Annotated in this window: 24 protein-coding genes; 18 read left to right on the top strand and 6 right to left on the bottom strand. The window is 70.6% G+C overall.

Annotation, left to right across the window (positions count from 1 at the left end; genetic code table 11):
- Window positions 1-83: 83 nt before the first annotated feature.
- From ACFY23_RS11725 to ACFY23_RS11710, 4 genes are read left to right on the top strand one after another with little or no spacing between them, the layout of a single operon-like run.
- Window positions 84-557: a hypothetical protein gene (locus ACFY23_RS11725; RefSeq protein ID WP_350677416.1), complete on the top strand. Its 474-nt coding sequence runs from the start codon at window positions 84-86 to the stop codon at window positions 555-557.
- Window positions 554-1,852, top strand: coding sequence for a Zn-dependent hydrolase (locus tag ACFY23_RS11720; RefSeq protein WP_350677419.1), 1,299 nt, complete (start codon window positions 554-556; stop codon window positions 1,850-1,852). Before ACFY23_RS11725 ends, ACFY23_RS11720 begins: the two co-directional genes overlap by 4 nt.
- On the top strand, window positions 1,846-2,697 hold the full coding sequence (locus ACFY23_RS11715) for a hypothetical protein (protein ID WP_350677420.1): 852 nt from the start codon (window positions 1,846-1,848) through the stop codon (window positions 2,695-2,697). The genes ACFY23_RS11720 and ACFY23_RS11715 overlap by 7 nt, the downstream gene beginning before the upstream one ends.
- Window positions 2,698-2,737: 40 nt before the next feature.
- Window positions 2,738-4,045, top strand: a complete 1,308-nt coding sequence (locus ACFY23_RS11710; protein ID WP_387038489.1) for a dihydroorotase — start codon at window positions 2,738-2,740, stop codon at window positions 4,043-4,045.
- Window positions 4,046-4,168: 123 nt separating this feature from the next.
- Here ACFY23_RS11710 and ACFY23_RS11705 read toward each other — a convergent pair whose 3' ends face one another.
- Entirely contained in the window at window positions 4,169-4,843 is a 675-nt protein-coding gene (locus ACFY23_RS11705; protein ID WP_350677425.1) for a DUF6891 domain-containing protein, read from the bottom strand.
- Between the two features lie 245 nt (window positions 4,844-5,088).
- On the opposite strand from ACFY23_RS11705, the gene ACFY23_RS11700 reads away from it, so the two are divergent.
- Genes ACFY23_RS11700 through ACFY23_RS11680 form a run of 5 tightly spaced genes read left to right on the top strand, consistent with a single transcriptional unit; the run spans window position 5,089 to window position 10,085 of the window.
- Window positions 5,089-5,976 (top strand): ABC transporter substrate-binding protein, encoded by an 888-nt coding sequence (locus ACFY23_RS11700; protein WP_350677428.1) that lies wholly within the window; start codon window positions 5,089-5,091, stop codon window positions 5,974-5,976.
- Window positions 5,973-6,923: an amino acid ABC transporter permease gene (locus tag ACFY23_RS11695; RefSeq protein ID WP_350677430.1), complete on the top strand. Its 951-nt coding sequence runs from the start codon at window positions 5,973-5,975 to the stop codon at window positions 6,921-6,923. Before ACFY23_RS11700 ends, ACFY23_RS11695 begins: the two co-directional genes overlap by 4 nt.
- A complete protein-coding gene (locus ACFY23_RS11690; protein WP_350677432.1) occupies window positions 6,920-7,684 on the top strand; it encodes an amino acid ABC transporter ATP-binding protein in 765 nt (254 codons plus the stop codon). Before ACFY23_RS11695 ends, ACFY23_RS11690 begins: the two co-directional genes overlap by 4 nt.
- Entirely contained in the window at window positions 7,684-9,306 is a 1,623-nt protein-coding gene (locus tag ACFY23_RS11685; protein ID WP_350677435.1) for a D-aminoacylase, read from the top strand. The genes ACFY23_RS11690 and ACFY23_RS11685 overlap by 1 nt, the downstream gene beginning before the upstream one ends.
- Window positions 9,307-9,314: 8 nt before the next feature.
- Window positions 9,315-10,085 (top strand): serine hydrolase, encoded by a 771-nt coding sequence (locus ACFY23_RS11680; protein WP_350677437.1) that lies wholly within the window; start codon window positions 9,315-9,317, stop codon window positions 10,083-10,085.
- Here ACFY23_RS11680 and ACFY23_RS11675 read toward each other — a convergent pair.
- Window positions 9,968-10,981: a LysR substrate-binding domain-containing protein gene (locus tag ACFY23_RS11675; protein ID WP_350677439.1), complete on the bottom strand. Its 1,014-nt coding sequence runs from the start codon at window positions 10,979-10,981 to the stop codon at window positions 9,968-9,970. The two genes, ACFY23_RS11680 and ACFY23_RS11675, sit on opposite strands and share 118 nt — an antisense overlap.
- Before the next feature lie 198 nt (window positions 10,982-11,179).
- On the opposite strand from ACFY23_RS11675, the gene ACFY23_RS11670 reads away from it, so the two are divergent.
- Window positions 11,180-11,563 (top strand): hypothetical protein, encoded by a 384-nt coding sequence (locus ACFY23_RS11670; protein ID WP_350677441.1) that lies wholly within the window; start codon window positions 11,180-11,182, stop codon window positions 11,561-11,563.
- Between the two features lie 45 nt (window positions 11,564-11,608).
- Here ACFY23_RS11670 and ACFY23_RS11665 read toward each other — a convergent pair whose 3' ends face one another.
- Window positions 11,609-12,304 (bottom strand): NAD(P)H-binding protein, encoded by a 696-nt coding sequence (locus ACFY23_RS11665; RefSeq protein ID WP_350677468.1) that lies wholly within the window; start codon window positions 12,302-12,304, stop codon window positions 11,609-11,611.
- A gap of 494 nt (window positions 12,305-12,798) precedes the next feature.
- Here ACFY23_RS11665 and ACFY23_RS11660 point away from each other — a divergent pair, with 494 nt between their 5' ends.
- Both ACFY23_RS11660 and ACFY23_RS11655 read left to right on the top strand, forming a co-directional pair.
- Complete coding sequence (locus ACFY23_RS11660) at window positions 12,799-13,710, top strand: NAD(P)-dependent oxidoreductase (protein WP_350677443.1); 912 nt, start codon at window positions 12,799-12,801, stop codon at window positions 13,708-13,710.
- Entirely contained in the window at window positions 13,707-14,618 is a 912-nt protein-coding gene (locus ACFY23_RS11655; RefSeq protein ID WP_350677446.1) for an RNA polymerase sigma-70 factor, read from the top strand. The genes ACFY23_RS11660 and ACFY23_RS11655 overlap by 4 nt, the downstream gene beginning before the upstream one ends.
- A 127-nt stretch (window positions 14,619-14,745) precedes the next feature.
- Here the strand turns inward: ACFY23_RS11655 and ACFY23_RS11650 are convergent, their stop codons facing one another.
- Both ACFY23_RS11650 and ACFY23_RS11645 read right to left on the bottom strand, forming a co-directional pair.
- Entirely contained in the window at window positions 14,746-15,549 is an 804-nt protein-coding gene (locus tag ACFY23_RS11650) for a MerR family transcriptional regulator (RefSeq protein WP_350677447.1), read from the bottom strand.
- Entirely contained in the window at window positions 15,542-16,078 is a 537-nt protein-coding gene (locus ACFY23_RS11645) for a VOC family protein (RefSeq protein ID WP_350677448.1), read from the bottom strand. The genes ACFY23_RS11650 and ACFY23_RS11645 overlap by 8 nt, the downstream gene beginning before the upstream one ends.
- A gap of 256 nt (window positions 16,079-16,334) precedes the next feature.
- Here ACFY23_RS11645 and ACFY23_RS11640 point away from each other — a divergent pair, with 256 nt between their 5' ends.
- Window positions 16,335-17,234 (top strand): 2-hydroxyacid dehydrogenase, encoded by a 900-nt coding sequence (locus ACFY23_RS11640; protein ID WP_350677450.1) that lies wholly within the window; start codon window positions 16,335-16,337, stop codon window positions 17,232-17,234.
- A 233-nt stretch (window positions 17,235-17,467) separates the two neighbouring features.
- On the top strand, window positions 17,468-18,295 hold the full coding sequence (locus ACFY23_RS11635; protein WP_350677451.1) for an SDR family oxidoreductase: 828 nt from the start codon (window positions 17,468-17,470) through the stop codon (window positions 18,293-18,295).
- Between the two features lie 199 nt (window positions 18,296-18,494).
- On the opposite strand, the gene ACFY23_RS11630 is transcribed toward ACFY23_RS11635, so the two are convergent.
- Window positions 18,495-19,184, bottom strand: a complete 690-nt coding sequence (locus ACFY23_RS11630; protein ID WP_387038447.1) for an ATP-binding cassette domain-containing protein — start codon at window positions 19,182-19,184, stop codon at window positions 18,495-18,497.
- Window positions 19,185-19,229: 45 nt separating this feature from the next.
- Here ACFY23_RS11630 and aztB point away from each other — a divergent pair, with 45 nt between their 5' ends.
- The 4 genes from aztB (at window position 19,230) to aztD (ending at window position 23,460) form a co-directional block, all read left to right on the top strand.
- Window positions 19,230-20,108 carry a zinc ABC transporter permease AztB gene (aztB, locus tag ACFY23_RS11625; protein WP_350677470.1) on the top strand — a complete coding sequence of 293 codons (879 nt, stop codon included), beginning with the start codon at window positions 19,230-19,232 and terminating at the stop codon, window positions 20,106-20,108.
- A gap of 56 nt (window positions 20,109-20,164) precedes the next feature.
- A complete protein-coding gene (locus ACFY23_RS11620) occupies window positions 20,165-21,295 on the top strand; it encodes a hypothetical protein (protein WP_350819447.1) in 1,131 nt (376 codons plus the stop codon).
- The gene (gene aztC / locus ACFY23_RS11615; protein WP_350677459.1) at window positions 21,292-22,206 is read left to right on the top strand and encodes a zinc ABC transporter substrate-binding protein AztC; all 915 of its coding nucleotides are present in this window, start codon (window positions 21,292-21,294) and stop codon (window positions 22,204-22,206) included. Before ACFY23_RS11620 ends, aztC begins: the two co-directional genes overlap by 4 nt.
- 75 nt (window positions 22,207-22,281) lie before the next feature.
- On the top strand, window positions 22,282-23,460 hold the full coding sequence (aztD, locus tag ACFY23_RS11610) for a zinc metallochaperone AztD (RefSeq protein ID WP_350677461.1): 1,179 nt from the start codon (window positions 22,282-22,284) through the stop codon (window positions 23,458-23,460).
- Window positions 23,461-23,505 lie beyond the last annotated feature (45 nt).

Here is a 23,505-nt window from a genome sequence, read left to right as displayed (position 1 = left end):
ACGGCTGTCGGTCCACTGATTCCTGAAAGGGGGACGGCGCTCCTTCCCATGGCCAACGCCGAGGGCACCGCGCCACGAACGCCATGAACACTCACCCAACACCGGCGAGCCAGCTCGCCGCAGCTGTCGACGAACTCCACCGGGCGGTCACAGCCGACCGTGCCGGTGCCGCGGCGGCCGTCGAACTCGTCAGCGGGGCGATCGCCGACGCGCTGCGGCCGTACACCCCGACGGTGGTGGTCGTGCGGGACAACCTCGACGACGGCGTGCTGGCCCACGTCGTCTCCCGGGAGCTGGACCTCCCCACCGTACGCATCTACGAAGACTCCGGGCTGCTCTCGCTGAGCCCGCCCCCGGACCCCGGAGCACGCGTCGCGCTTCTCGCCGCCTCCTGGCACGACATGTCGGCGCTGCCGGCGCTCCGGCTCCTGCTCGCCCACGCCCAAGCCGAGGTGGTGGCGGTCGCGGCGGCGCTACCCGTCACCGACGCGGTCCTGGCAGCGGTTGACGGCACCCCGGTCGTCACCGCCGCAGCCTCCTCGCGGACACCGCGATGAGCCTGGACACCGTCGACGTCGCCCTGCCCCTGGCCGACGCCAGCCGGTTGGCCGACCTGCTGGCGAAGTTCGCCGAGATCAGCGAGAGCACCGACGGCGTGACGCGACTCGCGTACACCCCGTTGGAACGCGCGGCGCACCGGATGTTCACCGACCGGCTCTCCGCGCTGGGACTGCGCACCTGGACCGACGCGGCGGGCAACAGCTACGCCGAGCGGCCCGGCGATGCCGGACCCGCCCCCGCCATCGGCACCGGCTCCCACCTGGACAGCGTGCCGCGGGCCGGACGGTTCGACGGCATAGCCGGAGTGGTGGCCGCCATGGAGGTCGCCCGGCTTCTCGTCGAGGCGGACGTACGGCACAGCCACCCGATCAGATTCGTGGCGTTCGCCGGTGAGGAGGGTGCCCGGTTCGGTCAGGCGTGCACCGGTAGCCGGATCGCGGCGGGCCTGCTGAGCCCGTCCGATCTGGCCGCCCGGCGGGACGTCCACGGAGTGAGTCTCGCCGAGGCCATGCGGGCTGTCGGTCTCGATCCGAGCCGCGTCGAGGAAGCGCGGTGGCGCGCGGACGACTGGGCGGCGTTCGTGGAGCTGCACATCGAGCAGGGTGGCGTGCTCGAAGCCCAGGGCGTGCCCATCGGCATCGTCGACCTCATCTCCGGCAGCACCCGGTTCCGCCTCGACCTGCACGGCCGCGCCTCGCACACCGGCGGGACGCCGATGCACCAGCGGGCCGACGCCATGACAGCCGCGGCGGAGATCACGCTCCTCGCCGAGAGCATCGCCACCGACCCCCGGCACCACGGCACCCGGGCCACGGTCGGCCGGCTGGAACTCGAACCGGGCTCGATCACCACGATCCCCGGCGAGGCTCGGCTCTACGTGGACATCCGCGACGTGGACAGCGACCGGCAGCGGTCGACAGCGACCGAGCTGATCCACGGCGCCCGCGCCATCTGCGAGCGACGCGGGGTGAGCCTGGACGTCGAGTTGCTCGGCGACGCCTCCCCGGTGGTGCTGCCGATCTGGCTGCGCCGCCGGATCGCCGAGACCTGCACCGCCACGGGGGCGGCGTACCGGGTGCTGCCCAGCGGCGCCAGCCACGACAGCCAGATGATCAACAAAGTGGTGCCCGCGGGAATGATCTTCGTGCCGAGCCGGGCCGGGCTGAGTCACGTTCCCGAGGAGTGGACGAGCAGCGCGGATCTCGCCGCCGGAACCGACCTGCTCGCCCGAAGCCTGCTCGCCCTCGATCGCGAACTGACCACGACATCCCCGGCGGAGGGGCCGTGCTGAACACCAGCAGCGGGCGACTCGTCCCGCTCGACCTGCCGCCGGCGCACCGGCCCCCACCCACCTGGCATCACGCGCCGGTCCTGCGCCACGAACCGGTCGGCGACCGGTACCGGTCCCTCCGCCTGCACGCCCCGACCATCGCCACCCGGGCTCAACCCGGCCAGTTCGTGATGCTCACGGCGGCACGCGCCGACGAAACCGCCCCCGTCCTGCCGCGGCCGATGGCGATCTACGACACCGCACCCGAACACGGCACGTTCGACGTGATCTACGGCGTCGTCGGCGGCGGTACGCGCCGGCTCGCCACCTTCGCCGTCGGCGAGACCATGCTCGCGACCGGCCCGCTCGGGCAGGGGTTCCACCTCTCCCCCGCAACCAGCCGGGTACTGCTGCTCGGCCGCGGCATCGGCACCTGTTCGCTGACCATGGTCGCCGCGGTCAACGCCCGCCGCGGCGGTACGACCGTCGCCGTCATCAGCGCCCGCCATCCTGGGGTGCTGATCGGCGCCGACGTCCTGCGCCGGGGCGGTGTCGAGCGCCTGCACCAGGTCACCGACGCGGACGGGACCAGTGAGCCGGACGTCCTGTCCACCCTGCTCACCTCGACGCTGGACACCGATCCTCCGCAGCTCATCCTCACCTGTGGCTCGCAACGGCTGACCGATCTCGCCGCCGACCTCGGAAAACGGTGGGATGCGCAGGTGCAGGTGTCCGTCGAGGCGCACATGGCGTGCGGCCTCGGATACTGCCACGGCTGCTCCTCCGGACAACGGAGCATGGGGACCGAAGCTCCTCTGGTATGTCTGGACGGACCGGTCTTCAAGTGGGGATCCGCGGATGACTGAGCCCGGCTGGAACCTGCGCCCGCTGTCCCGGCAACCGCTCCTGCCACCCACCGTGCTGCGGGGCGTACGACCCTACGGCGAGGAACCGGTGGACCTGCTGATCGACAACGGCCGGATCGCCGCGCTCGATCCCGCCGGGCAGGGGCCCGCCGTCCACGGCATCGACTGCCACGGCCTGATCGCTCTGCCTGCGCTCACCGACCTGCACACCCACCTGCGTCAACCCGGTGCGGAGGAGGCGGAGACGATCGCCACCGGCACGCTCGCGGCGGCCATGGGCGGCTACGCGACGGTGTTCGCCATGGCGAACACCCAGCCGGTGGCGGATGATCCGCGACGCGTGGAGTACGTCGCCGAGGTGGCCGAACGCACCGCACACTGCCAGGTACGGCCCGTGGGCGCGGTCACCGTCGGCCTCGACGGCACGGTGCTGGCACCGATTGAGGCAATGGCCGCCTCGGCCGCCCGCACCCGGATGTTCTCCGACGACGGCCGGTGTGTGGAGGACCCCGCGTTGATGCGACAGGCGCTGCGCCGGGCGGCCGACGTCGGCGGGTTCATCGCCCAGCACGCCCAATCCTCGCCGCTGAGCCCGAACGCCCAGGCCAACGACGGGGCGGTCGCCCGCGAGTTGGGCCTGCCCGGCTGGCCCGCCGTCGCCGAAGAGGCGATCATCGCCCGGGACTGCGTGCTGGCGGGCGCGGACGACACCCCGCTGCACATCTGCCATGTCTCGACGCGAGGCAGCGTGGAGATAGTCCGCTGGGCCAAATCGCGGGGCTGGCCAGTCACCGCGGAGGTAACCCCGCACCATCTCCTGCTCACCGACGAACTGGTACGCACCGGCGACACCCGCTACAAGGTCAACCCGCCCCTGCGGAGCGCCCAGGACGTGACGGCCCTGCGGGAAGCGCTCGCCGAGGGGGTCATCGACGTGGTCGCCACCGACCACGCGCCACACCCCGCCGCCGCCAAGAACCGTCCCTGGTGCGAGGCGCCACCCGGCATGCTCGGGCTGGAGACCGCGCTGCCGGTCGTCGCGGAGACCATGGTGCGCACGGGCCTCATGTCATGGCGCCGCCTGGCCGAGGCGATGGCGATCCGACCCGCAGCGATCGGCGGAACGGCTGTCGGCGACGGGGATCCGCTCCAGGTAGGCATGCCCGCGACGCTGTGCCTGGTCGCCACCGACGCCGACTGGACGGTCGACGCGGACCGGCTGGCCAGCCGAGCCCGGAACACACCGTTCTCCGGTCATCGGTTCTCGACGCGAGTTGCCGCCACGATCATCGGCGGCAGGCTCGCCTGGTCAGCCATCCCCGGTGCGGACGGCTCAACCCGCGCCTGACCTGTGACGTCGGAGTCTTCGCTGATAGCTGCTGTTCTGGCGCGGCGCCGTCGCCGGCGCGCCATCGGCGATCACCACCGCGAGTTCGACCAGCGCCCAGCCGAGAACGCGAGAGGGTGGGTCTCAGACCAATGGCGCGTACCACTGGGCGCCGGTCACCCGTATCCGCCTGGACTGCTTGCGGTTCCACTCCACCCGCATGCCGTACTTGCGGAGCACCGGAAAGGCGACCTCGTCCAGGAGCCGTTCCAGGTCGGCCTGGTAGCGGGCCTGCTGTTCGGCCTCCGGCAGGGCGGCATAGGCGACCTCGTCGAAGTCCGCCGGCGGATAGGCGCCGTAGCCGAGGTAGACCTCGCCGTCCTCGCTCGCGAGCAACGACTCCGTGTCCTGCTGGTGGTACCAGAGGTATCCGTGCCAGTGCCGGGAGTCGTCCCGCTCGTCGTGGATCTCAGCGGCCGCGCAGGTGCCACAGCAGCTGAAGTTCTCCCTGGCCAACACGCCGAGCTCGTTGAGATCGACGAAGGCGCGGGTGAGGTTGCTCCGCACCCCACCCCATTCACGCTGCTGCTCCCGCCGAGCAGCCAATGCCTTTTCGTACGCCGCCCCGAGCTCCTCGTCGGTGGCGCCGTGGCGCTGCTCGTCCTCGTCGAAGAAATCCACGAACTCGCCGGCGTCGTCCTCGCCGCGCACGACCCAGTCCCAGATCTCGGCCTCGATCTCCCCACGACCCGGCTCCGCAATCCGCTCGGCCAGGAACCTGACCCCCTCCGGGCGATCGTTGTAGATCCATCCAGTCACGGCGGCGATCTTCACACGAACCTCTGACAGCCTGAGCCGGACCATGACACGGCAGGCACCACCGGCCGCGCCGTCGCCTTGAGCCCGGTCGCCCGACGGCACGTTCTGAGCTGCCGAGCCTGGCACCACAGCGAACCCGAGCGAGCATCGAAGGATTCGATGCTCACCCCGCAAAGCATTCGGGCTGTTCATGCTGGCCGATCCCGGATAGGGTCCCCGCCATCGTCTTACGCAGGAGGTTTCCGGTGGTCAGGAAGCGCGCGCTTCGCATTGTCGTCGGTCTCGCCGCACTCTCACTCGCCGTCACCGGCTGCGGACGTTCGACCAGCGGTCAGACGCCGCAGGCCGGTGGTTCCGCCTCGGTCGCCGCCGACGCCAAGGCCGCCGACCTGGTCCCGGCCGCCCTGAAGGAGAAGGGCGTGCTCCGGGTCGCCACCGCCGAGGGCTACCCGCCGATGGAGATGTACAAGGAGGGGACCCAGGAGCTGATCGGCGTCGACCCGGATCTGGCGGCGGCGATCGCCGGCCGGCTCGGCCTCAAGCTGGAGATGACCAACGCCAGCTTCCCCGGCCTGATCCCGGGCCTGCAGGCCGACCGCTGGGACCTGGCGATGTCCTCGATGAGCGACACCGCGGAGCGCCGCCAGGCCGTCGACTTCGTCGACTACTTCCAGGCCGGTGGCGCGATCATGGTGGCGAAGGGCAACCCGGCCGGGGTCAAGGACCTGGCGGACCTGTGCGGCCGGGCCGTGGTGCTCGCCAAGGGCAGCTCCAACCTCGCCATCGGCGAGAAGCAGAACGCCTCGTGCGCCAAGAAGATGACCATCTCGCAGAGCGAGGACGCCCCGACCGGCCTGCTGCAGATCGACGCCGGGCGTGCGGTGGCCACCATCGTCGACTACCCGGTGGCCAAGATGCTCGCCCAGCAGAGCGGCAAGTACGAGGTACTGGAGGCCCAGTACGAGGCCGGCCCGTGGGGCATCGCGATCGACAAGAAGGACAGCCAGCTGCGTGACGCCGTCCAGCGCGCACTCCAGGAGCTGATCGATTCGGGCGAGTACGCCAAGATCCTCGAGAAGTGGGGCGTGCAGGGCAGCGGTGTGAAGACCGCGACCGTCAACGACCAGAAATGAGCACACCGGTGGATGCGACCGTCACGGGCCCGGTCAAGGCCGGGCCCGCCGGCCCGGAGGTGAACCGGATCAGCCACCCGCTGCGACCGGGGCGCTGGCTGGCCGCCGGCGCGACCGCCCTGGTCCTGGCCTGGCTGGCCTGGACCATCGCGATCAACCCGAACCTGCACTGGGACATCGTCGTCAAGTACCAGTTCGACCGGGTCATCCTGGAAGGGCTCTGGGTCACCGTCCAGCTCACGGTCGCCTCCATGGTGATCGGCGTGGTGCTCGGCGTCATCGTGGCGCTGATGCAGGTCTCCGACAGCCGTATCCTGCGCTCCGGTGCCATCGCGTACGTCTGGTTCTTCCGCGGCACGCCGCTGCTGGTGCAGCTGATCTTCTGGTTCAACATCGCGCTGATCTTCCCCGAGATCGGGCTGGGCGTGCCGTTCGGCGGCCCGAAGTTGGTGACCTGGGAGACGAACACCCTGGTCACCGGATTCGTCGCGGCGCTGCTCGGGCTGAGCATCAACGAGGGCGCCTACATGAGCGAGATCGTCCGGGCCGGCCTGCGCTCGGTCGACCCCGGCCAGCAGGAGGCCGCGGCGGCGTTGGGCATGTCGCGCACGAAGATCATGAAGCGGGTGGTGCTGCCCCAGGCCATGCGGATCATCGTCCCGCCGACCGGCAACCAGTTCATCTCCATGCTGAAGACCACCTCGCTCGTCTCGGTGATCGCCGGCGCCGACCTGCTCACCGTCGCCCAGCGGCTCTACCTGACCAACTTCGAGGTGATCGCCCTGCTGATCGTCGCGTCCATCTGGTACCTGGTCCTGACCACCGTCGCCAGCATCGGCCAGTACTACCTGGAACGCCGATTCAGCCGCGGCTTCGGCGCCACCGCTCCGGCGACCCTGCGCGGGCGGATCACCCGCAACCTGCGCGTCACGGGGAGCGCGCGATGACCCCGCCGATGGTGGAGTGCCGGTCCCTGCGCAAGAGCTTCGGCCGCCTCGAGGTGCTGCGCGGCATCGACCTGACCATCGAACGCGGCCGCGTGGTCTGCGTGGTCGGCCCGTCCGGATCCGGCAAATCCACCCTGCTGCGCTGCCTCAACCACCTCGAGGAGCCGCAGGCGGGTCGGGTCTACGTCGACGGTGAGCTGATCGGGTACGAGGAGCGCGGCGGCCGGCTGCGACCGCTGCCGGACGCGCGACTGCGCCGGCAACGCGAGTCGATCGGCATGGTCTTCCAGCGCTTCCACCTGTTCCCGCACCGCACGGCCCTGGAGAACGTGATGGAGGGCCTCGTCGCGGTGAAGGGCGTCCGGGCGGCCGACGCGCGGCAACGCGCTGCTGACCTGCTCGACCGGGTCGGTCTGGCCGACCGCGCCCACCACTACCCGGCACAGCTCTCCGGCGGCCAGCAGCAGCGGGTGGCCATCGCACGGTCCCTGGCCATGTCACCCAAGCTGATGCTCTTCGACGAGCCGACCTCGGCGCTCGACCCGGAACTGGTCGGCGAGGTGCTGGAGGTGATGAAGGACCTCGCGGCGAGCGGGATGACCATGATCGTGGTGACCCACGAGATGGGCTTCGCCCGGGAGGTCGGCGACCATCTCGTCTTCATGGACGAGGGCCTGATCGTCGAGCAGGGGCCACCCCGCGAGGTGCTCGCCGCGGCGCAGCACGACCGCACCCGCGCCTTCCTGTCCAAGGTGCTCTGATGGCACGGTTGGACCTGCTGGTCACCGGCGGGGACGTGATCGACGGCAGCGGCTCGCCGGCCCGCCCCGCCGACGTGGGCGTCCGGGACGGGCGGCTCGTGCTACTACCGCCGGGCAGTCGCGCGCCCGCCAGCGAGGTGGTCGACGCGACCGGGCTGGCCGTCACGCCGGGCTTCATCGACGTGCACACCCACTCCGACCTGCTCGCCGGCGACGACGCGCGGCGGGAGGCGCTGCGCCGGGCGCCGCTGCTCCAGGGCGTCACCACGGAGATCTGCGGTAACTGCGGCATCAGCCCCTTCCCGGTCCCGTCCGAACGCGTCGGGCCGGTGCGGGAGCTGATCGCCGCGACCTTCGGTCCGCCCGCGTCGGCGTACGCGTCGTTCGCCGAGTTCGCCGACGCGCAGGGCGTGGCGCGACGCAACCACCTCGCCGCCCTCGTCGGACACGGAACGTTGCGGGCCGCGGTCGTCGGCTTCGCCCAACGGCAGGCCACGCCCGAGGAGACCCGGCGGATGTGCCGGCTGCTCGACGAGGCGCTCGCCGCGGGCGCGGCCGGCCTGTCGACCGGCCTGATCTACTCCCCCGGCGTCAACGCCGGCACCGACGAGGTCATCGCGCTGGCCCGGATCGCGGCCGCGCACGGCAAGCCGTACGTGACGCACCTGCGGGACGAGATGTCCCAGGTCGAGTCGGCCCTCGAAGAGGCCATCGAGATCGCTGTCGCGGCTGGGGCCGCGCTGCAGGTCTCACACCACAAGACGGCCGGGCGGCGCGCCTGGGGCGCCACCGTCCGCACCCTCGCCCGACTCGAACGGGCGCGTGCCGAGGGACTCGACGTCACCTGCGACGTCTACCCGTACACGGCGGGCAGCACAGCCCTGCACGCGATGCTGCCGCCGTGGCTGATCGCCGACGGGGTGCCCGCGATGCTGGCCGCCGTCGCCGATCCGACGGTCCGCGACCGGATCCGCACCGACCTGGTCGCCGGGGTGCCGGGCTGGGAGAACACCGTGGGCAACGGCGGCTGGGACCTGATCCGGGTCGCGTCGGCCGCGCGCACCCCGGACGCCCAGGGGCACACGATCGCCGAGCTGGCCGCCGCGCGTGGCGTCGACCCGGTCGACTACGCCTGCGACCTGCTGGCCGCCGAACACGGCGACGTCACCATCCTCAGCCACTCGATGCACGAGGACGACGTACGCCGGGTGCTGGCCAGCCGGCTGACCATGCTCTGCTCCGACGGCGTACCGAAGGGAGGCCGCCCTCACCCGCGGTGGGCGGGCAGCTTCGCCCGGGTCCTCGGCCACTACGTTCGTGACGTGGGACTGCTGGAGCTGGCGGAGGCGGTGCACAAGATGACGGCGATGCCCGCCCGCCGCTTCGGCCTACCAGACCGCGGGCTGCTCGCCGACGGGTACCACGCGGACCTGGTGGTCCTCGACCCGCAGCGGGTCGCCGACGGCGCCACGTACGACGATCCGCTCGCGCCTCCGCAGGGCGTGCGGTTGGTCGTGGTCGGTGGCCGGATCGTCGTGGACGGCGGTGAGGTCACCGACGCGCGGCCGGGCCGGGTGCTGGCCGTGCCGGACCGGCAGCCCGCCCTGCCGGGGCGGCGATGAGCCCGGCGGTGCGGGTCGGGGCAATGGTGCGCCGGCTGGACGACGGGCGCACCGTCTCAGCCGACCCCGACCTTGCCCTGCCGCTGGCCAGCGTCGGCAAGGTGCTGCTCCTCGCCGAGGTGGCCCGGCGGCTCGCCGACGCCACGCTCGCGCCGGACCAGCCGCTGGAGCTGCTCGACACCGACCGGCAGGTCGGCGGCACCCGACTGCTCGGCCAGCTGTCCCCTCGGCGGTGGACGGTCGCCGACCTGGCCACGGCGGTCGCCGCGGTCAGCGACAACGCCGCCACCAACGCCCTGCTGCGGCTTGTGACCCTCGATGCCGTGCAGGAGCTGGCCCGCCGCGCTGGGATGCGGAACTCCACCGTGCACGACCGGATCCGGGCCGAGCGCGGCCCCGACGTGCCGCAGACCTTCGCCACCGGCACCGCCCACGAGCTCTGTGCCTTCCTCGCGGACGTGGCCACGGGGACCTGGCAGAGCCCGCAGGCGTGCCGGCTGCTGCGCGGCTGGCTCGCCGGCAACACCGACCGCACGATGGTCGCCGACTCCGTCGGCCACGACCCGTGGTCCAGCGACGGCGTCCGGGTGGAGAACAAGACCGGCACCGACACCGGGGTACGCGCCGACACCGGGATCGTGTCCGGCCGGCACACCGTCGTCTACGCCGTGATCGCCGCGTTCGAGCCCGGGGCCGAGCGGGCCGCCGTGGCCGAGCTGCGGCGCTGGGGCACGGCGGTCGACCGGCTCGCCGGAGCCCACCGCTCGGACAGCTCCTGACTGAGCGTCGCCGCCGCGCCGGCCAGCCGCTCGACGAAGCTGCCGACCACCGGATTGGGGTTGCCGGGGCGCAGCGCCACGCCGATCTCCCGGTGCAGATTCGCGTGGGCGAGCTGCCGCACCGCCACCCCGCCGGGATCACCCAGGCCGAGCGACGGCACGAGCGCCACCCCGACACCGGCCCGCACCAGACCCAGCACCACCTCGTAGTGGTCGCTGCGGCAGCGGATCCGCGGCGGGAAGCCCTCGGCCCGCGCCGCCAGCTCCAGCACCGAGACTTCACCCTGCACGCCAAGGGTGGTGATCCACGGTTCGGCGGCAAGGTCCGCGAGCCGCAGCCGCCGTCGCCCGGCGAGCGGGTGGCCGGTGGGCAGCACCACTAGTTGCGGGTCCACCATCAGCGGCTGGACCTTCGTGTACGGCGACTTCTGCGCCGGGCTCAACGGATGGTCGAAGACCATCACCAGGTCCAGCTCGCCCTGGTGCAGCCGGGGCAGCAGTTCGTGCGGCTGCCCCAGGATCAGCGCCAGCTCCACCTGCGGATGGTCGTGGGTGAAGCTCGACAGGGCGCGCGGCAGCAGCTCGGTGCCGGCGGTGGCGAAGAATCCGATTCGTAGCAGTCCCTGACGGCCCTTGCCGTGCGCGGCCAGTTCTCCCCGGGCGGCCGACATCAGATCGACGATCTGCTGCGCGTAGTCCGCCAGGCGCTGACCCGCGGCGGTCAGCCGCAGGCTGCGCGGCCCCCGCTCCACCAGCGCCACCCCGGCCTCCTGTTCCAGCGTGGCGAGCTGGTGGGAGACCGCGGACGGGCTCAGCCGAAGCTGCTCCGCGGCGGCGACGATGGTGCCGTGGCGGGCGATCTCGAGGACGACCTGCAGGCGTGCGGTGTTGAACATCCGGGCTGCCTTCCCTGCTCAAGGGCGGTGCAGTCAGGTCGTTGACCGCCGCCGGGCCCACACTCTCGCACGCCGCCCACGCCTGCTCCACGCCGACCACGACAGCCGTGTTCCCCACCGTCTTCGCCGCCAGTGACGCTGCCGAGACGTCACCACGACGACCATCAATCACCACCTCAACCACCCAGAGGAGGGGCCATGGACTCCATCGTCCTACCCGAGCTGCCCACCTACCTGTTCGCCCCCAACCTGGCCGGCGTGCTGTCGCTGGCACTCACCATCCTGCTGCCGCTCGCAGCGGCGCTGTTCATGCGGCAGTCATGGTCGGCCGGCCCGAAGGGCCTGGTGCTGCTCGCGCTGGCCGCCCTGAAGGCGTTCCTCGAGGCGTGGTTGGGCGCCACGGAGGCAGGTGTCGCCTTCAACGTGGTCGAGGTCGGCTACGCGGTAGTGGTGAACTTCGGCATCGCCGTGGCCGCCTACGTCGGTCTGCTGAAGAACACCGCCATACAGCAGTCCGCCATCAACGGCGGACTCGTGCGCGACAAGGCCATCGACGGCACCGCCACGGGGCAGACCGCCTGATACCCGACGTCGAGCGTAGAGCGGTCACCGTGGTCACCGGTGGGCTCAGCGCTTCGCGAGTGCTTCGCGTCTGATCCACTGGAGCAGGGTGGGGTTGCTGGCGGTGGTGATGAGGCTGACGGTGGCGCGGACGTAGCGGTCGTCGTCCAGCATGGCCAGCATGCTCGCGGCCAGGTCCACGCGGGCGGTAAACCTGCCATCGGCGTGGCCCTCGACGAGGGTGTAGTCGGTGACCGACGGCAGGTGGTAGAGCCCGCTCGGACGTAAGATCGTCCAGTCAAGATCGCTGGCGCGGACCAACGCTTCCATCCGGCGCATGTCGTCGTACATCGTCTTTCCCAGCACCCGCGTCACGTATGGCATCAGCATTCGGTTGAACAGGAATCCGCCGTCGGAGTACGGGTGGGGGTCGACGCCGCTTGAGCTTACGACGGCGAGCCGACGCACCCGATGCCGGTTCATCGCAGCGACAATATTGGCTACACCACGCGAGTAGGTGAAGATCGGGTGCTTCCCAGACGGCACCCCGAGCGTCGACAGCACAGCATCCCGCCGCGCCACTGCGGCGTCGACGGCCGCTGGATCGAGCACGTCGGCACCGACCACCTCGAGCCGATCATGGCGCAGTGGAAACGAGTCCGGCTGCCGAGTGACCGCGGTGACCTGATGCCCTGCAGCCAGCGCCTGGCCGGCGAGCAGGCGGCCGGTGGGTCCATTGGCTCCGAAGACGGCGATACGCATGACCACTGGCCCTCCTGGTTGTTCTTGAGTGTCCCGGGTTGGTCAGGAACTGCGGGCTCGCGGCGGTGGAGAACGGCGGCTGGCGTACGGTTACGTGCCCCCCACGCGGCGAGGCCCGAGCCTTCCTGCCCCGAGACGAGACAGTCGGGCCGTTCTGTGACGTGTGAGGCACCGGCTGAGCCCGTCGACGACTATCCGACCGCCTGTCTCATGGCACTCCACCTGCGAAGAGCATCGAGGTTGAGGGTCGGAGAGCGGTGCCACGTCACATCGGACGCGGGATTCCCGCTGCGACCCGAGGCCCCGAAGCCCGCCTGCGTCCGAATCTCCCAACCGTCGCCTGCCACCTCACTGCCGAAGGAAGACTGGGGGTGTCGGCCGGCAGGCGACTGCTAACGATCACTTGCCGGCTGTCGTGCCTTCCATGTCACAGCCGGTCCAGGCTGTCTCGTCTTGGGTGGCGGAGACAGACACTCACGTCGAAGGTGATGATCATGCGGGTGTTCGTGGCCGGCGGGGCCGGGGCGTTGGGGCGGCGGCTGGTGCCGCAGCTGGTGGCGCGTGGCCACGAGGTGATAGCGACGACGACGAGCGCGGCCAAGCTGCCTCTGTTGGAGCGGCTGGGTGCTGAGGCGGTCGTGATGGACGGACTGGACGTGATGTCGGTCGGCGAGGCGGTGGCCCGGGCCCGACCGGACACGATCGTGCACCAGATGACCGCTATCTCCGGCAAGCCCGACATGAAGCACTTCGACCGCTGGTTCGCCACCACCAACCGGCTACGCACCGAGGGCACCGACCACCTGCTGGCCGCCGCCGAAGCAACCGGCGTGTCGCATTTCGTCGCGCAGAGCTATGCCTCGTGGAACGGCATCCGTGAGGGCGGATGGGTGAAGACCGAAGAAGACCCGCTGGATCCGACCAGCACGGGCAAGGGAGCGCAGGCGCTCCGCCACCTGGAGGAGGTGGTCGTCAAAGGTGGTGGCGCGGTCCTGCGGTACGGCGCGTTCTACGGGCCGGGTGCCACCGACGATCAGGTCGAACTCGTGCGCAAGCGGCAGTACCCGATCGTCGGAAACGGCGAGGGCCACAGCTCGTGGGTGCATCTCGACGACGCGGCCAGCGCGACCGTCCTGGCCGTCGAGCGCAAGGTGAGGGGTGTGTTCAACATCGTCGACGATGAGCCGGCCCCGGCCAATCAGTGGCTGCCCTATCTGGCGGCGTGTGCGGGAGCCAAGAGGCCGATGCGGGTCCCGGTCTGGCTGGCTCGGGTGCTCGCCGGAGAAGTCGCGGTGACGATGATGACAGAGGGGCGTGGTTTCTCCAACGCCAAGGCCAAGCGGGAACTCGGCTGGCAGCTGCGCTACCCGTCGTGGCGGCAGGGTTTCAAGGATGAGCTGGCGTGAGCAGGGTTGAGGAGTTCGAACAGTTGCGGCCGCTGCTGTTCTCCATCGCCTACCGGATTCTGGGCAGCGTGAGCGAGGCCGAGGACGCCGTCCAGGAGACCTGGCTGCGCTACGACGCCTCCCCGACCCAACCCGCGTCGGCCAAGGCGTTCCTGTCGGCGACGGTGTCCCGGATCGCGATCGACGTGCTGCGCTCGGCGCGCGTGCGGCGCGAGAAGTACGTCGGGCCGTGGTTCCCCGAGCCGCTGCTGGACGACCCGTATGAGGACCCGCAGCGGTCCGCCGAGCTGGCCGACTCGGTGTCCGTGGCGGCCCTGTTGCTGCTGGAGCGGCTCAGCCCGCTGGAACGGGCGGTCTTCGTGCTACGGGAGGTGTTCGGGTTCGGCTTCGGTGAGGTCGCCTCGGCGGTGGGACGCTCCGAGGCGGCGTGCCGCCAGCTGGCGGTGCGGGCCCGCCGCCACATGGACGCCGGACGCGCCCGGTTCGCGGCCGACCGCGGGGAGCGGAAGGAACTCGCCGGGCGATTCTTCGACGCCTTCCGGGAAGGCGACCTCGACGGGCTGCGCAACCTGCTCGCCGCCGACGTGCGAATGGTCGGCGACGGCGGCGGCAAGGCCCCGCTCTGGGGCGCGGGAGTGTTCGGCGCTGAGAACGTGGCTCGAGTGCTGGCCGCGATCGTCGCGCCGTTCATCCGCATCGGCGGCAGCGTGGAACCGCATGAGGTCAACGGTCAGCCGGGCGCGATCTTCCGCGACCGGGACGGCAAGGTCGTCAACACCTTGGCGCTCGACATCCTCGACGGGCAGATCCACACGATCCGTGCGGTGATCAACCCCGACAAGCTCGGACACCTGGGCCCGGTCGCCGACGCTTGGGCAATCGTTCGCGAGGCGAACCAGGCCCGTTAGCTGTAGACCGCTCGATGATCAGCCGTCTTCCGCACGGGGTCAGGCGGGCGTTTGCGTGAGTCATGAGAACGTCCGGGTTCGTGAAGGCGTCAGACGCCCCCACGAGTGAAGGTTCCGGACCCGCGCTCTACTGCCAGGTGGCGGTGCCGGGATCGATGTTGTGGGCGCGTGCGCTGGCGTCGATGCTTTGACGGAACCACGTGGCAAGGCCGGCGCGGATGCCGTCGTAGTGGGCAGCATATGCCGGATCGGCCTCGAACATGCGGCCGAGACAGACCTGCATCTGCCTGGTGAGGGGAAAGTACGAAGTGAACACCTCACGGTGCCGCTCGACGAGTTGATTCGCTTCTGGGCTGCCAGGGGTGACACCGGCGTCCATCGCGTCCCCGAGGGCACGGTCGAGGTCAGCAACGGCGCCGGCAATGGCCTGCCATTCCTCCGGACTGCGAGACGCTGAGCGTTCGGCGTACTGCTGCCATTGCGTCGTGTCTCCGTAGCGCTGACGGGCCTGGGCGGGCCAGTCCGGGTTCCACCGGGGGCCGAAGATCGCGGCCTGCTGCTCGACGGTCAGCAGCAGGCCGCGCTCGTGGGCGGCGATCATCCGATCCAGGCCGGCGCTGAGCTGCTGGAGGCGGTCGATCCGTTCGGCAATCTGGGTGCGCTGCGCGCGTAGTGCGTCGGGCACGTCTGCGGTCGAGTCGTCCAAGATGGCCCGGATCCTGTCCAGGCCGAGGCCGATCTCCCGGTAGACGACGATGCGGTGTAGGCGTTCCAGATCGCCAGCGGTGTAGAGCCGGTATCCGCCAGTCGTGCGCAGCGACGGCCGCGCCAAACCAATGTCGTCCCAGTGGTGCAGCGCGCGGACTGTCACGCCCAGACGCGTCGAGACCTGACCGACGGTCAGGCCATCGGCGTCGGTGGCATCAGGCATGCTCCTCATTGTCGCCGCGACCGACGCCCGGTGGGGTGATCCCGATGGCTTCAAGGTCACGCGCCTCCTGACTGGCCGGATCAAAGGGCTTCGCCGCGGTGAAAACGATCCGCGCGTTCTCGGGGGTGATCACCTCCACATCGCGGGTGTTCCAGGGAGTGTCCCGTGGGCCATCGACCGAGTTCGGGTCCAACGCACGACAGGCCTCGACAAGGGAATCGATTTGGTTGAGCACGCACGCGAAACTGAAGCTTATCGCTGGTGTCTGCGCCGGAACGCTCGTCGCCGAGGAGAGGAGTACGTCCTGGAACGCCCATCGGCGCAGATGCACAAGCCTGCCGGGGATGCTGAACAGCTCGAAGAAGCCGAGCCCGCGAACCCAGAAGTCCACCGACGCCGCCAAGTCGCTCGTGGGAATCGTCGCGAACGCGGGCATTCCATAGATGCCCCGGAACGGCTCCGGCGCAACCGCATCCGGGCCGGGAGCGGGCACGGGACTCATCTCGAAAGCGTTGTAGTAGTCGCTCATGGACCCCACCCTCCGGCCTCACGCTGCGGGAGGGTCAAGCCGGTTCCGTGGATCCGGTCCCACCGCTGCGATGCGACACCGTCGTGGCCGGGTGTCGGGTGGTTCGAGGTCTGCGACCCACACGCGCCCGGGCCGGGCGTAGTCGCGCTCGGCTCGGTCCACCACCAGGGCGAACCCGTACGTGACGAGAGGGCAGGACGCCCTCGGCGACATCACCACCGCCGCTGTGCCAGGACCCGACAGGCATGATGTCGCCGTGCGCTACCTGATCTCTCACCCCGACGCCGTGGCCGAGCTTGGCGATCTTGACGTCGCGCTGTACGACGGTACTCAACCCATGCCCGAGAACCTGGACGATGTCGAGTTCTATGCGGTTCCGTACGGGATCATTGATCCTCGCTTCTGCGAGCCGATCGCCCGGATGCCCCGGCTCACAGTGGTGCAGACCGTGACCGCCGGCTACGACCATGTCCTGCCGTTCCTGCGGCCCGGCCTGATCCTGGCCAACGGCCGGGGCGTGCATGACGCGGCCACCGCCGAACTGGCCGTGGCGCTCACTCTCGCCGCCCGGCGCCGGCTGCCGGACTTCGTCCGGGCGGGGGGCGAGGGCCGCTGGGCCTCGGGTTGGTCGACCGGGCTGGCCGACGCCCGGGTGCTGATCGTCGGGTACGGCTCGATCGGCGCTGCGATCGAGCGCCGGCTGGTGGGGTTCGAGGTGGAGATCAGCCGGGTGGCACGCAGCGCCCGCCCTGGCGTACGGCCGGTTTCCGAAATCTCGGAGCTGTTGCCAGGAGCGGATGTTGTCATCCTGGCCACGCCGCTGACCCCGGACACCGAGGGCCTGGTGGACAAGGATTTCCTCGCCAGGATGGCCGACGGTGCCCTGCTGGTGAACGTGTCACGGGGGCGGGTGGTGGACACCGAGGCGCTGCTCGCCGAGCTCAGCACGGGCCGGCTGCACGCCGCCCTGGACGTCACCGAACCCGAGCCGCTGCCCGCCGACCACCCGCTGTGGGCCGCACCGAACGTCCTGATCAGCCCGCACGTCGGCGGCCTGACCGCCGCGTTGACACCCCGGGCCCGCCGACTGCTGGTCGACCAGGTTCGGCGGTACGCGGCGGGCGAGCCGCTCGCGAACGTCGTTGTCGGGCCGTAACTTCGGTTCCACCGGCGGGCCAACGCGCAACGGCGTCGATGTCCACCCGCTGGCCGCAACGTGCAAGCGAGCAGGCCGCGCCCGCTCGTGCCGTTGCCCCTCAGCCAGCGGCCGGCGCTGCGCCGGGTACCCGACGAATCCGGTTGGCGACAGCCGTTGTCTCTTCACCGCCGCCACCGGCTCTGACAGTCTGCTGTCGGCAGGTAACCCTCTGGATTGGGCGGGTCGGAGCGATGGCGAAGCGTTGGTTGATCACGGGGTGTTCGAGCGGACTCGGTCGGGCCCTCGCGGCCCGGCTCGCCGCCGAGGGGGAACAGGTGGTGGCGACGGCCCGACGGCCGGAAACCCTCGACGGGTTGGTGGCCCAGCATCCGGGCAACGTGGTGGCCGCCGCCCTGGACGTACGGGATCCGGCGCAGTGCGCGGAGTCGGTCAGGCGGGCGGTGGACGCCTTCGGCGGCGTCGACGTTCTGGTCAACAACGCGGCCTACGGCCAGTTCGGCACCTTCGAGGAGGTCTCCGACGCGGACCTCGCCGCACAGTTCGACACCAACGTGTTCGGGCCGTGGCGGCTCACCCGGGCGGTGCTGCCGCTGTGGCGGGCGCAGCGCTGCGGGCACGCGATCTTCGTCAGCTCGGTCGCCGGCATGGTTCCCTTCCCCGGGCTGGCCGCGTACACGGCGAGCAAGTTCGCGGTGGAGGGAGCGGCTGAGTCGCTGGCCGCCGAGGCGGGGCACCTCGGGGTGAAGGTGACCATCCTGCAGCCGGGTGGCTTCGCCACCGGGTACAGCGCCAACCTCGTCATGCCGGAGCATCGGATCGCGGACTACACACCGGTCAGCGACGGGCTGCTCGGCGCGCTGCGCAGCATGAACACCAAGGTCGAGGTGAACTCCCCCGAGCTCTTCGCGGACGTGGTCTGGCGGCTCGGTCAGATGGAGTCGCCGCCGCTGCGGCTGCCGGTGGGACCGGACTCGGAGGCGTTCCTGGAGGCCGCCTACGACGCCCGGCGCAGTGAGTACGACCAGGTCGTCAAGGCGGGTCACCACACCCACGCGTAACTCCGCACGGACCGGGATTCGGCGCGGAGACGGCGGTCCAGCAAGCGGGAACTGGTACCGATGCGCGGACCTCCCGACCTCACCACCCTCCGGCGTGGCGGAGCGCTGGCGCGTCCCCCAGGACGGACACGGACGATCACGTCCACGGAGCGCCTTATGCGGCGGCTGCGCGGTGGGCGATCCAACGGGCGCCCGGCTCCTAGCGATCGGCGCCATGTGGATCGGAGAGATCGTGGCCGGGCGTCGGGCATGGCGGCACACGTCCGCCGGCGCCGAGTCGCACCGTGTGGTCGGCGAGTGCGGCGTCATCGGCCTCATGACTGGCGAAGATCACCGCCGCGCCGGCGCGGACCCGTTCGGCGAGCAGGTCGTGGACGTGTAGTCGGCTCGCCGCGTCGAGGGCGACCGTGGGTTCGTCCAGCACGTAGAGGTCGGCGACCTGGACGAGCGCCTGCGCGACGAGGGTGCGTTGGCGTTGGCGTTGGCCGCCGGACAGCTCGCGGAGCCGTCGGCGGGCGAGGTGGGCGAGGCCCAACCGCTCCATGATCTTGGTTGCCTCTGCGCGGTCGCCACGGTTCAGGCGCTGGCGCGGAGTGAAGCGTCCGATCTGGACGCATTCGGCGACGGTCAGCGGGAGCGCGTCGATGCCGCTGGTGCGCTGCGGAAGCAAGGACACCCGGCAGCCGACTCGGCGCCGGATGCTGCCCTCGGCCGGTTGTTCGACACCTGCGAGCAGGTGCAACAGAGTGCTCTTGCCGGAGCCGTTCGGGCCGGTCACCGCGACCGTGGACGCGGCTTCCACGCGCAGGCTCACGTCGCACAGGACAGGGACACCGGCGTACCGAAAGGCCACGTGCTCGGCGGCCAGGACCTCGACGCTCAACGCCACCCCTTAACGAAATCGATTATCAGTTGCATTATAGTCGGCCGGGTGATGGCGTCACTGCTCGAACCGTTCACCGTGTCCTTTGTCGTCCGCTCACTGGTCGGTGGAGTACTGCTGGCCGCGGTGTGCGCCCTGGCCGGGGCGTGGGTGATCGCCCGGGGCATGACCTTCCTCGGCGAGGCGATGAGCCACGGCATGCTGCCCGGGGTCGCCATCGCGTCGATCCTCGGCGGCAACCTCGTCATCGGGGCCGCCGCGAGCGCGTTCGCCATGGCGGTCGGCGTCAACGCCCTGCGGCACAGCCGCGAGTTCGGGCGCGACACGAGCATCGGGCTGCTGTTCGTGGGGATGCTCTCGGTCGGGGTGATCGTCGTCTCGCACTCGCGGTCGTTCGCGACCGACCTGACCGCGTTCCTGTTCGGCGACGTACTGGCGATCCGGTGGCCCGACCTGCTGCTGCTCGCCGCCGCGCTCGTCGTGGTCGCGGTGGCCTCCGCCGTCTGCTACCGGCCGTTCCTGGCGCTCACCTTCGACCCGCGCAAGGCCCGAACCCTCGGCCTGCGCCCCGACATCGCCAACGCCGCGATGCTGGCCCTGCTCACCATCACGATGGCGGTCGCCTTCAGCGTCGTCGGCACACTGCTCGCCTTCGGCATGCTGATCGCGCCGTCGGCGGCGGCGATGCTCGTCGCGCGCAGGCTCCCGGCGGTGATGCTCGCCAGCTTCGGCATCGGCTCGGCCGCGACCGTGACCGGCCTGTGGATCTCCTGGTACGCGGCGACCGCCGCCGGCGCCACCATCGCCGCCGTCGCCGTACTGATGTTCTTCGCGATTCTCGGCGCACGCCGGATCACGACCGCGGCGCAACGCCACCGGTCGCCGGCGCCCGCGCCAACCTCCATCCCCACACCGGAAGGAAGTGTGTGATCACCAGCAGTACCAGGCGGCTCCTCGGCGCGGCCGCCCTGAGCCTCACCCTCGCGATGTCCGCGTGCGGCTCGACGACCCGACCACAGGATGCGGAGGAGACGCCGCACGGCTACGTCGAAGGCGCCGCGGAACTCTCCGAGGCGCAATCGGCCATCGCGTACGCGCCCCGCGGCGCTCAGCGGTTGCGCCTGTTCGACCTGGGCACCGCGTCGGAGAAGGAGATCGGGCTGTCGGTCGGCGCCGAACGGCTCACCGAGGACGGCCGCTTCGTCTACGTCGATGACGGCGACCGCACCCTGGAGATCGTCGACGCGGGAGTCTGGACCGTCGATCACACCGACCACGTCCACTACTACCGGGCAGCGGCCCGGTCCGTCGGCACGCTGTCGCTCGACGCCCCGATCAGGACGATCACCGGCTTCGCGGCCCACACCACGATCGGCACCGCCGACGGGCGGGTGACGATCCTCGACCGCCGGGAACTCGAGGCCGGCAAGGTGGTCAAGCTGGCCACGATCGACTCGACCAGCTCCACGCCGCTGGCCGTACCCTACGCGGACCAACTCCTCGTCGCCGTCGGCGACGATCCGCAACAGCCGGCCAACCGGATCATCGCCATGGATGCACACGGCCGGCCGACCGGTGCCTTGCAGACACCCTGCGCGGCGCCACGCGGCTGGGCGGTCCTGCGCGGCGGCGCGGTCCTCGCGTGTGAGGACGAACTCGTACGCGTCAAGCTGGAAGGCGACAAGCTCACCGCCAAGGTGCCGACCTCCCCGCGTACGCCGGTGTCGCCGGACGAGTTCGGGTACCGACCGCGCAGTAACGAGGCCGCGGTGGCCGACCGCACCGGCATCTGGTCGGTGAACGCGGCCAAGGCCACCCTGCGGTACGTACCGGCCGGCGGCCGCGAACTGATGGCCGTCGCGTCACCGGCGGACGGCAGCACGGTGCTCGCCCTCGACGCGTCCGGCAATCTGGTCAGTTACGACCTTGGGACCGGCAAGGTCCTCGCCGAGAAACCGCTGGGCGCCTCCAGCCTGACGCTGGACGTCAACCGCGCCTACCTGGCCGATCCGGAGGCCCGGGTCATTCACGAGATCGACTATCGCGACGGGCTGCGCACCGCCCGCACGCTGCAGGTCGCCGAACAACCGGATCTCGTTGTGGAGGTCGGCCGATGAGGGCACGCAGGCTGATGACGGCGCTCGCCGTCGCGGCCGGCCTGCTGGCCGCCGGCGCCGCGTGCACCTCACCGGATCGCTCGCACATCGTGGTGACCACGAACATCCTCGGCGACGTCGTCACCGAGATCGTCGGCGACCAGGCCGAGGTCCGCGTGCTCATGAAGCCGAACGCCGACCCGCACTCGTTCGCCATCTCGGCCCAGGAGGCGCACACCATGCAGACGGCCGATCTGGTCGTCTGCAACGGCCTGGGGCTCGAGGAAGGCGTCCTGCAGCACGTCGAGGCGGCGAAAGCCGAAGGCGTCAACACCGTCGAGGTGGGGGCGAGGATCGAACCGATGGAGTACCAGGACGGCGACGCCGCCGGGCTTCCGGACCCGCACTTCTGGACGGATCCGACGCGGGTGGTCACGGCGGTGCGGCTGCTCACCGACGAGATCATCGGGCACGTCGACGGGGTGGACGCCGACGTGGTGCGGAAGCGCGCCGACGCGTACGCACGCAAGGTCAGCGAGCTGGGGACGAGCCTGGCGCAGCGCTTCGCCGGCATCCCGGCGGAACGCCGGGTCCTGGTCACCAACCACCACGTGTTCGGCTATCTGGCCGAACGTTACGACCTCAAGGTCATCGGCGCGATCGTCCCGAGCGGCACGACGCTCGCGTCGCCGAGCGCCTCCGATCTCGCCTCGCTGGTCAGCGCCATCAGGACCCATCGGGTGCCTGCGATCTTCGCCGACACCTCGCAGCCGGCACGGCTGGCCGAGGTGCTCGCCGCGGAGGCCGGAATCAAGGTACGCGTGATCGCTTTGTACTCCGAGTCGCTCAGTGAAGCCGACGGCGACGCCCCGAGTTACCTGGAGATGATGCGCTTCAACACCGAGGCGATCATCGGCGGCCTCTCCGGCTGAACCACCCCGGATCCGTGCCCGGGAACCCTCCTGTACGGTTAACGAAAATGATTGTCACTTCATTTAGGAGGACTAGTGACCCACCGCAGAACCCGCGGCATGGCCGCCCTGGTGACCGCCTCCCTGGCGCTCACCGCGTGCGCGTCCGGCCCGGACAGTGACGGATCGACGACCGAACCGTCCGTCGTGGCCTCGGTGAAGGAGCCGCTGACGATCACCTACGAGGGCGGCATCTACGTACTCGACGGCGAGGCGCTGAAGGTGGCGCACAACGTTGCTCTGCCCGGCTTCAACCGGGTGAACCCGGCCGGCAACGACACCAACGTCGTCGTCTCCACCGAGTCCGGGTTCCAGATGCTCGACGCGGTCGCCGGCAGGATGACCGACATCACCTACGCGGGCGCCAAGCCGGGCCACGTGGTGCTGCACAACGACCGCACCATCCTGTTCACCGACGGCACCGGGGAGGTGACCAGCTTCGACCCGAAGGAACTCGCGAACGGCAAGCCCCAGGGACGCCAGTACAAGACCGCGCAGCCGCACCACGGCGTGGCCGTCGAACTCGCCGACGGCACCCTCGTGGTGACCCTCGGCACCGAGGAGTCGCGCCCGGGCGCGATCGCGGTCGACAAGGACGGCAAGGAGATCGCCCGCAGCGAGGAATGCCCCGGCGTGCACGGCGAGGCGGTCGCGCAGGGTGAGATCGTGGCCTTCGGCTGCCAGGACGGCGTGCTGCTGTTCAAGAACGGCGCATTCGTCAAGATCAAGAGCGATCGGGCGTACGGCGCCATCGCCACTCAGGTCGGCACCGACAAGTCGCCCGTCCTCCTCGGCGACTACAAGATCGACCCCGACGCCGAACGGGAGTTCCCCGAACAGTTCGCGCTCGTCGACACGGCGGCCCAGAAGATCCAGGTCGTGCCGATGCCCGAGGGCGTCAGCTACAGCTTCCGCTCACTGGCCCGCGGCCCGCAGGGAGAAGGTCTGATCCTCGGCACCGACGGCAAACTCCACGTCGTCGATCCGGACTCCGGAAAGCCGACCAACTCGTGGCCGGCGGTCGCTGCCTGGAAGGAGCCGATGGATTGGCAGGAGCCCCGCCCGGCCCTGTTCGTCCGCGGTGACGACGCCTACATCACCGAACCGGCCACCAAGACCGTGCACCGGCTCGATCTCACCACCGGCAAGCTCGTCAGGTCGGTGACGCTCGACGCGACCCCCAACGAGATCAGCGGAACCCTGTCGGCGCACTGACCTTGTGGCCGCCCGGCGGTGGAGGCGAACCCCGTCTCCACCGCC

Origin of the sequence: Micromonospora sp. NPDC000121 (genome assembly GCF_042899165.1) — a bacterium.
Classification (GTDB): domain Bacteria; phylum Actinomycetota; class Actinomycetes; order Mycobacteriales; family Micromonosporaceae; genus Micromonospora.
Note: the sequence above shows the minus strand (reverse complement) of the source record. Positions and strands in the feature narration are given on the sequence as shown.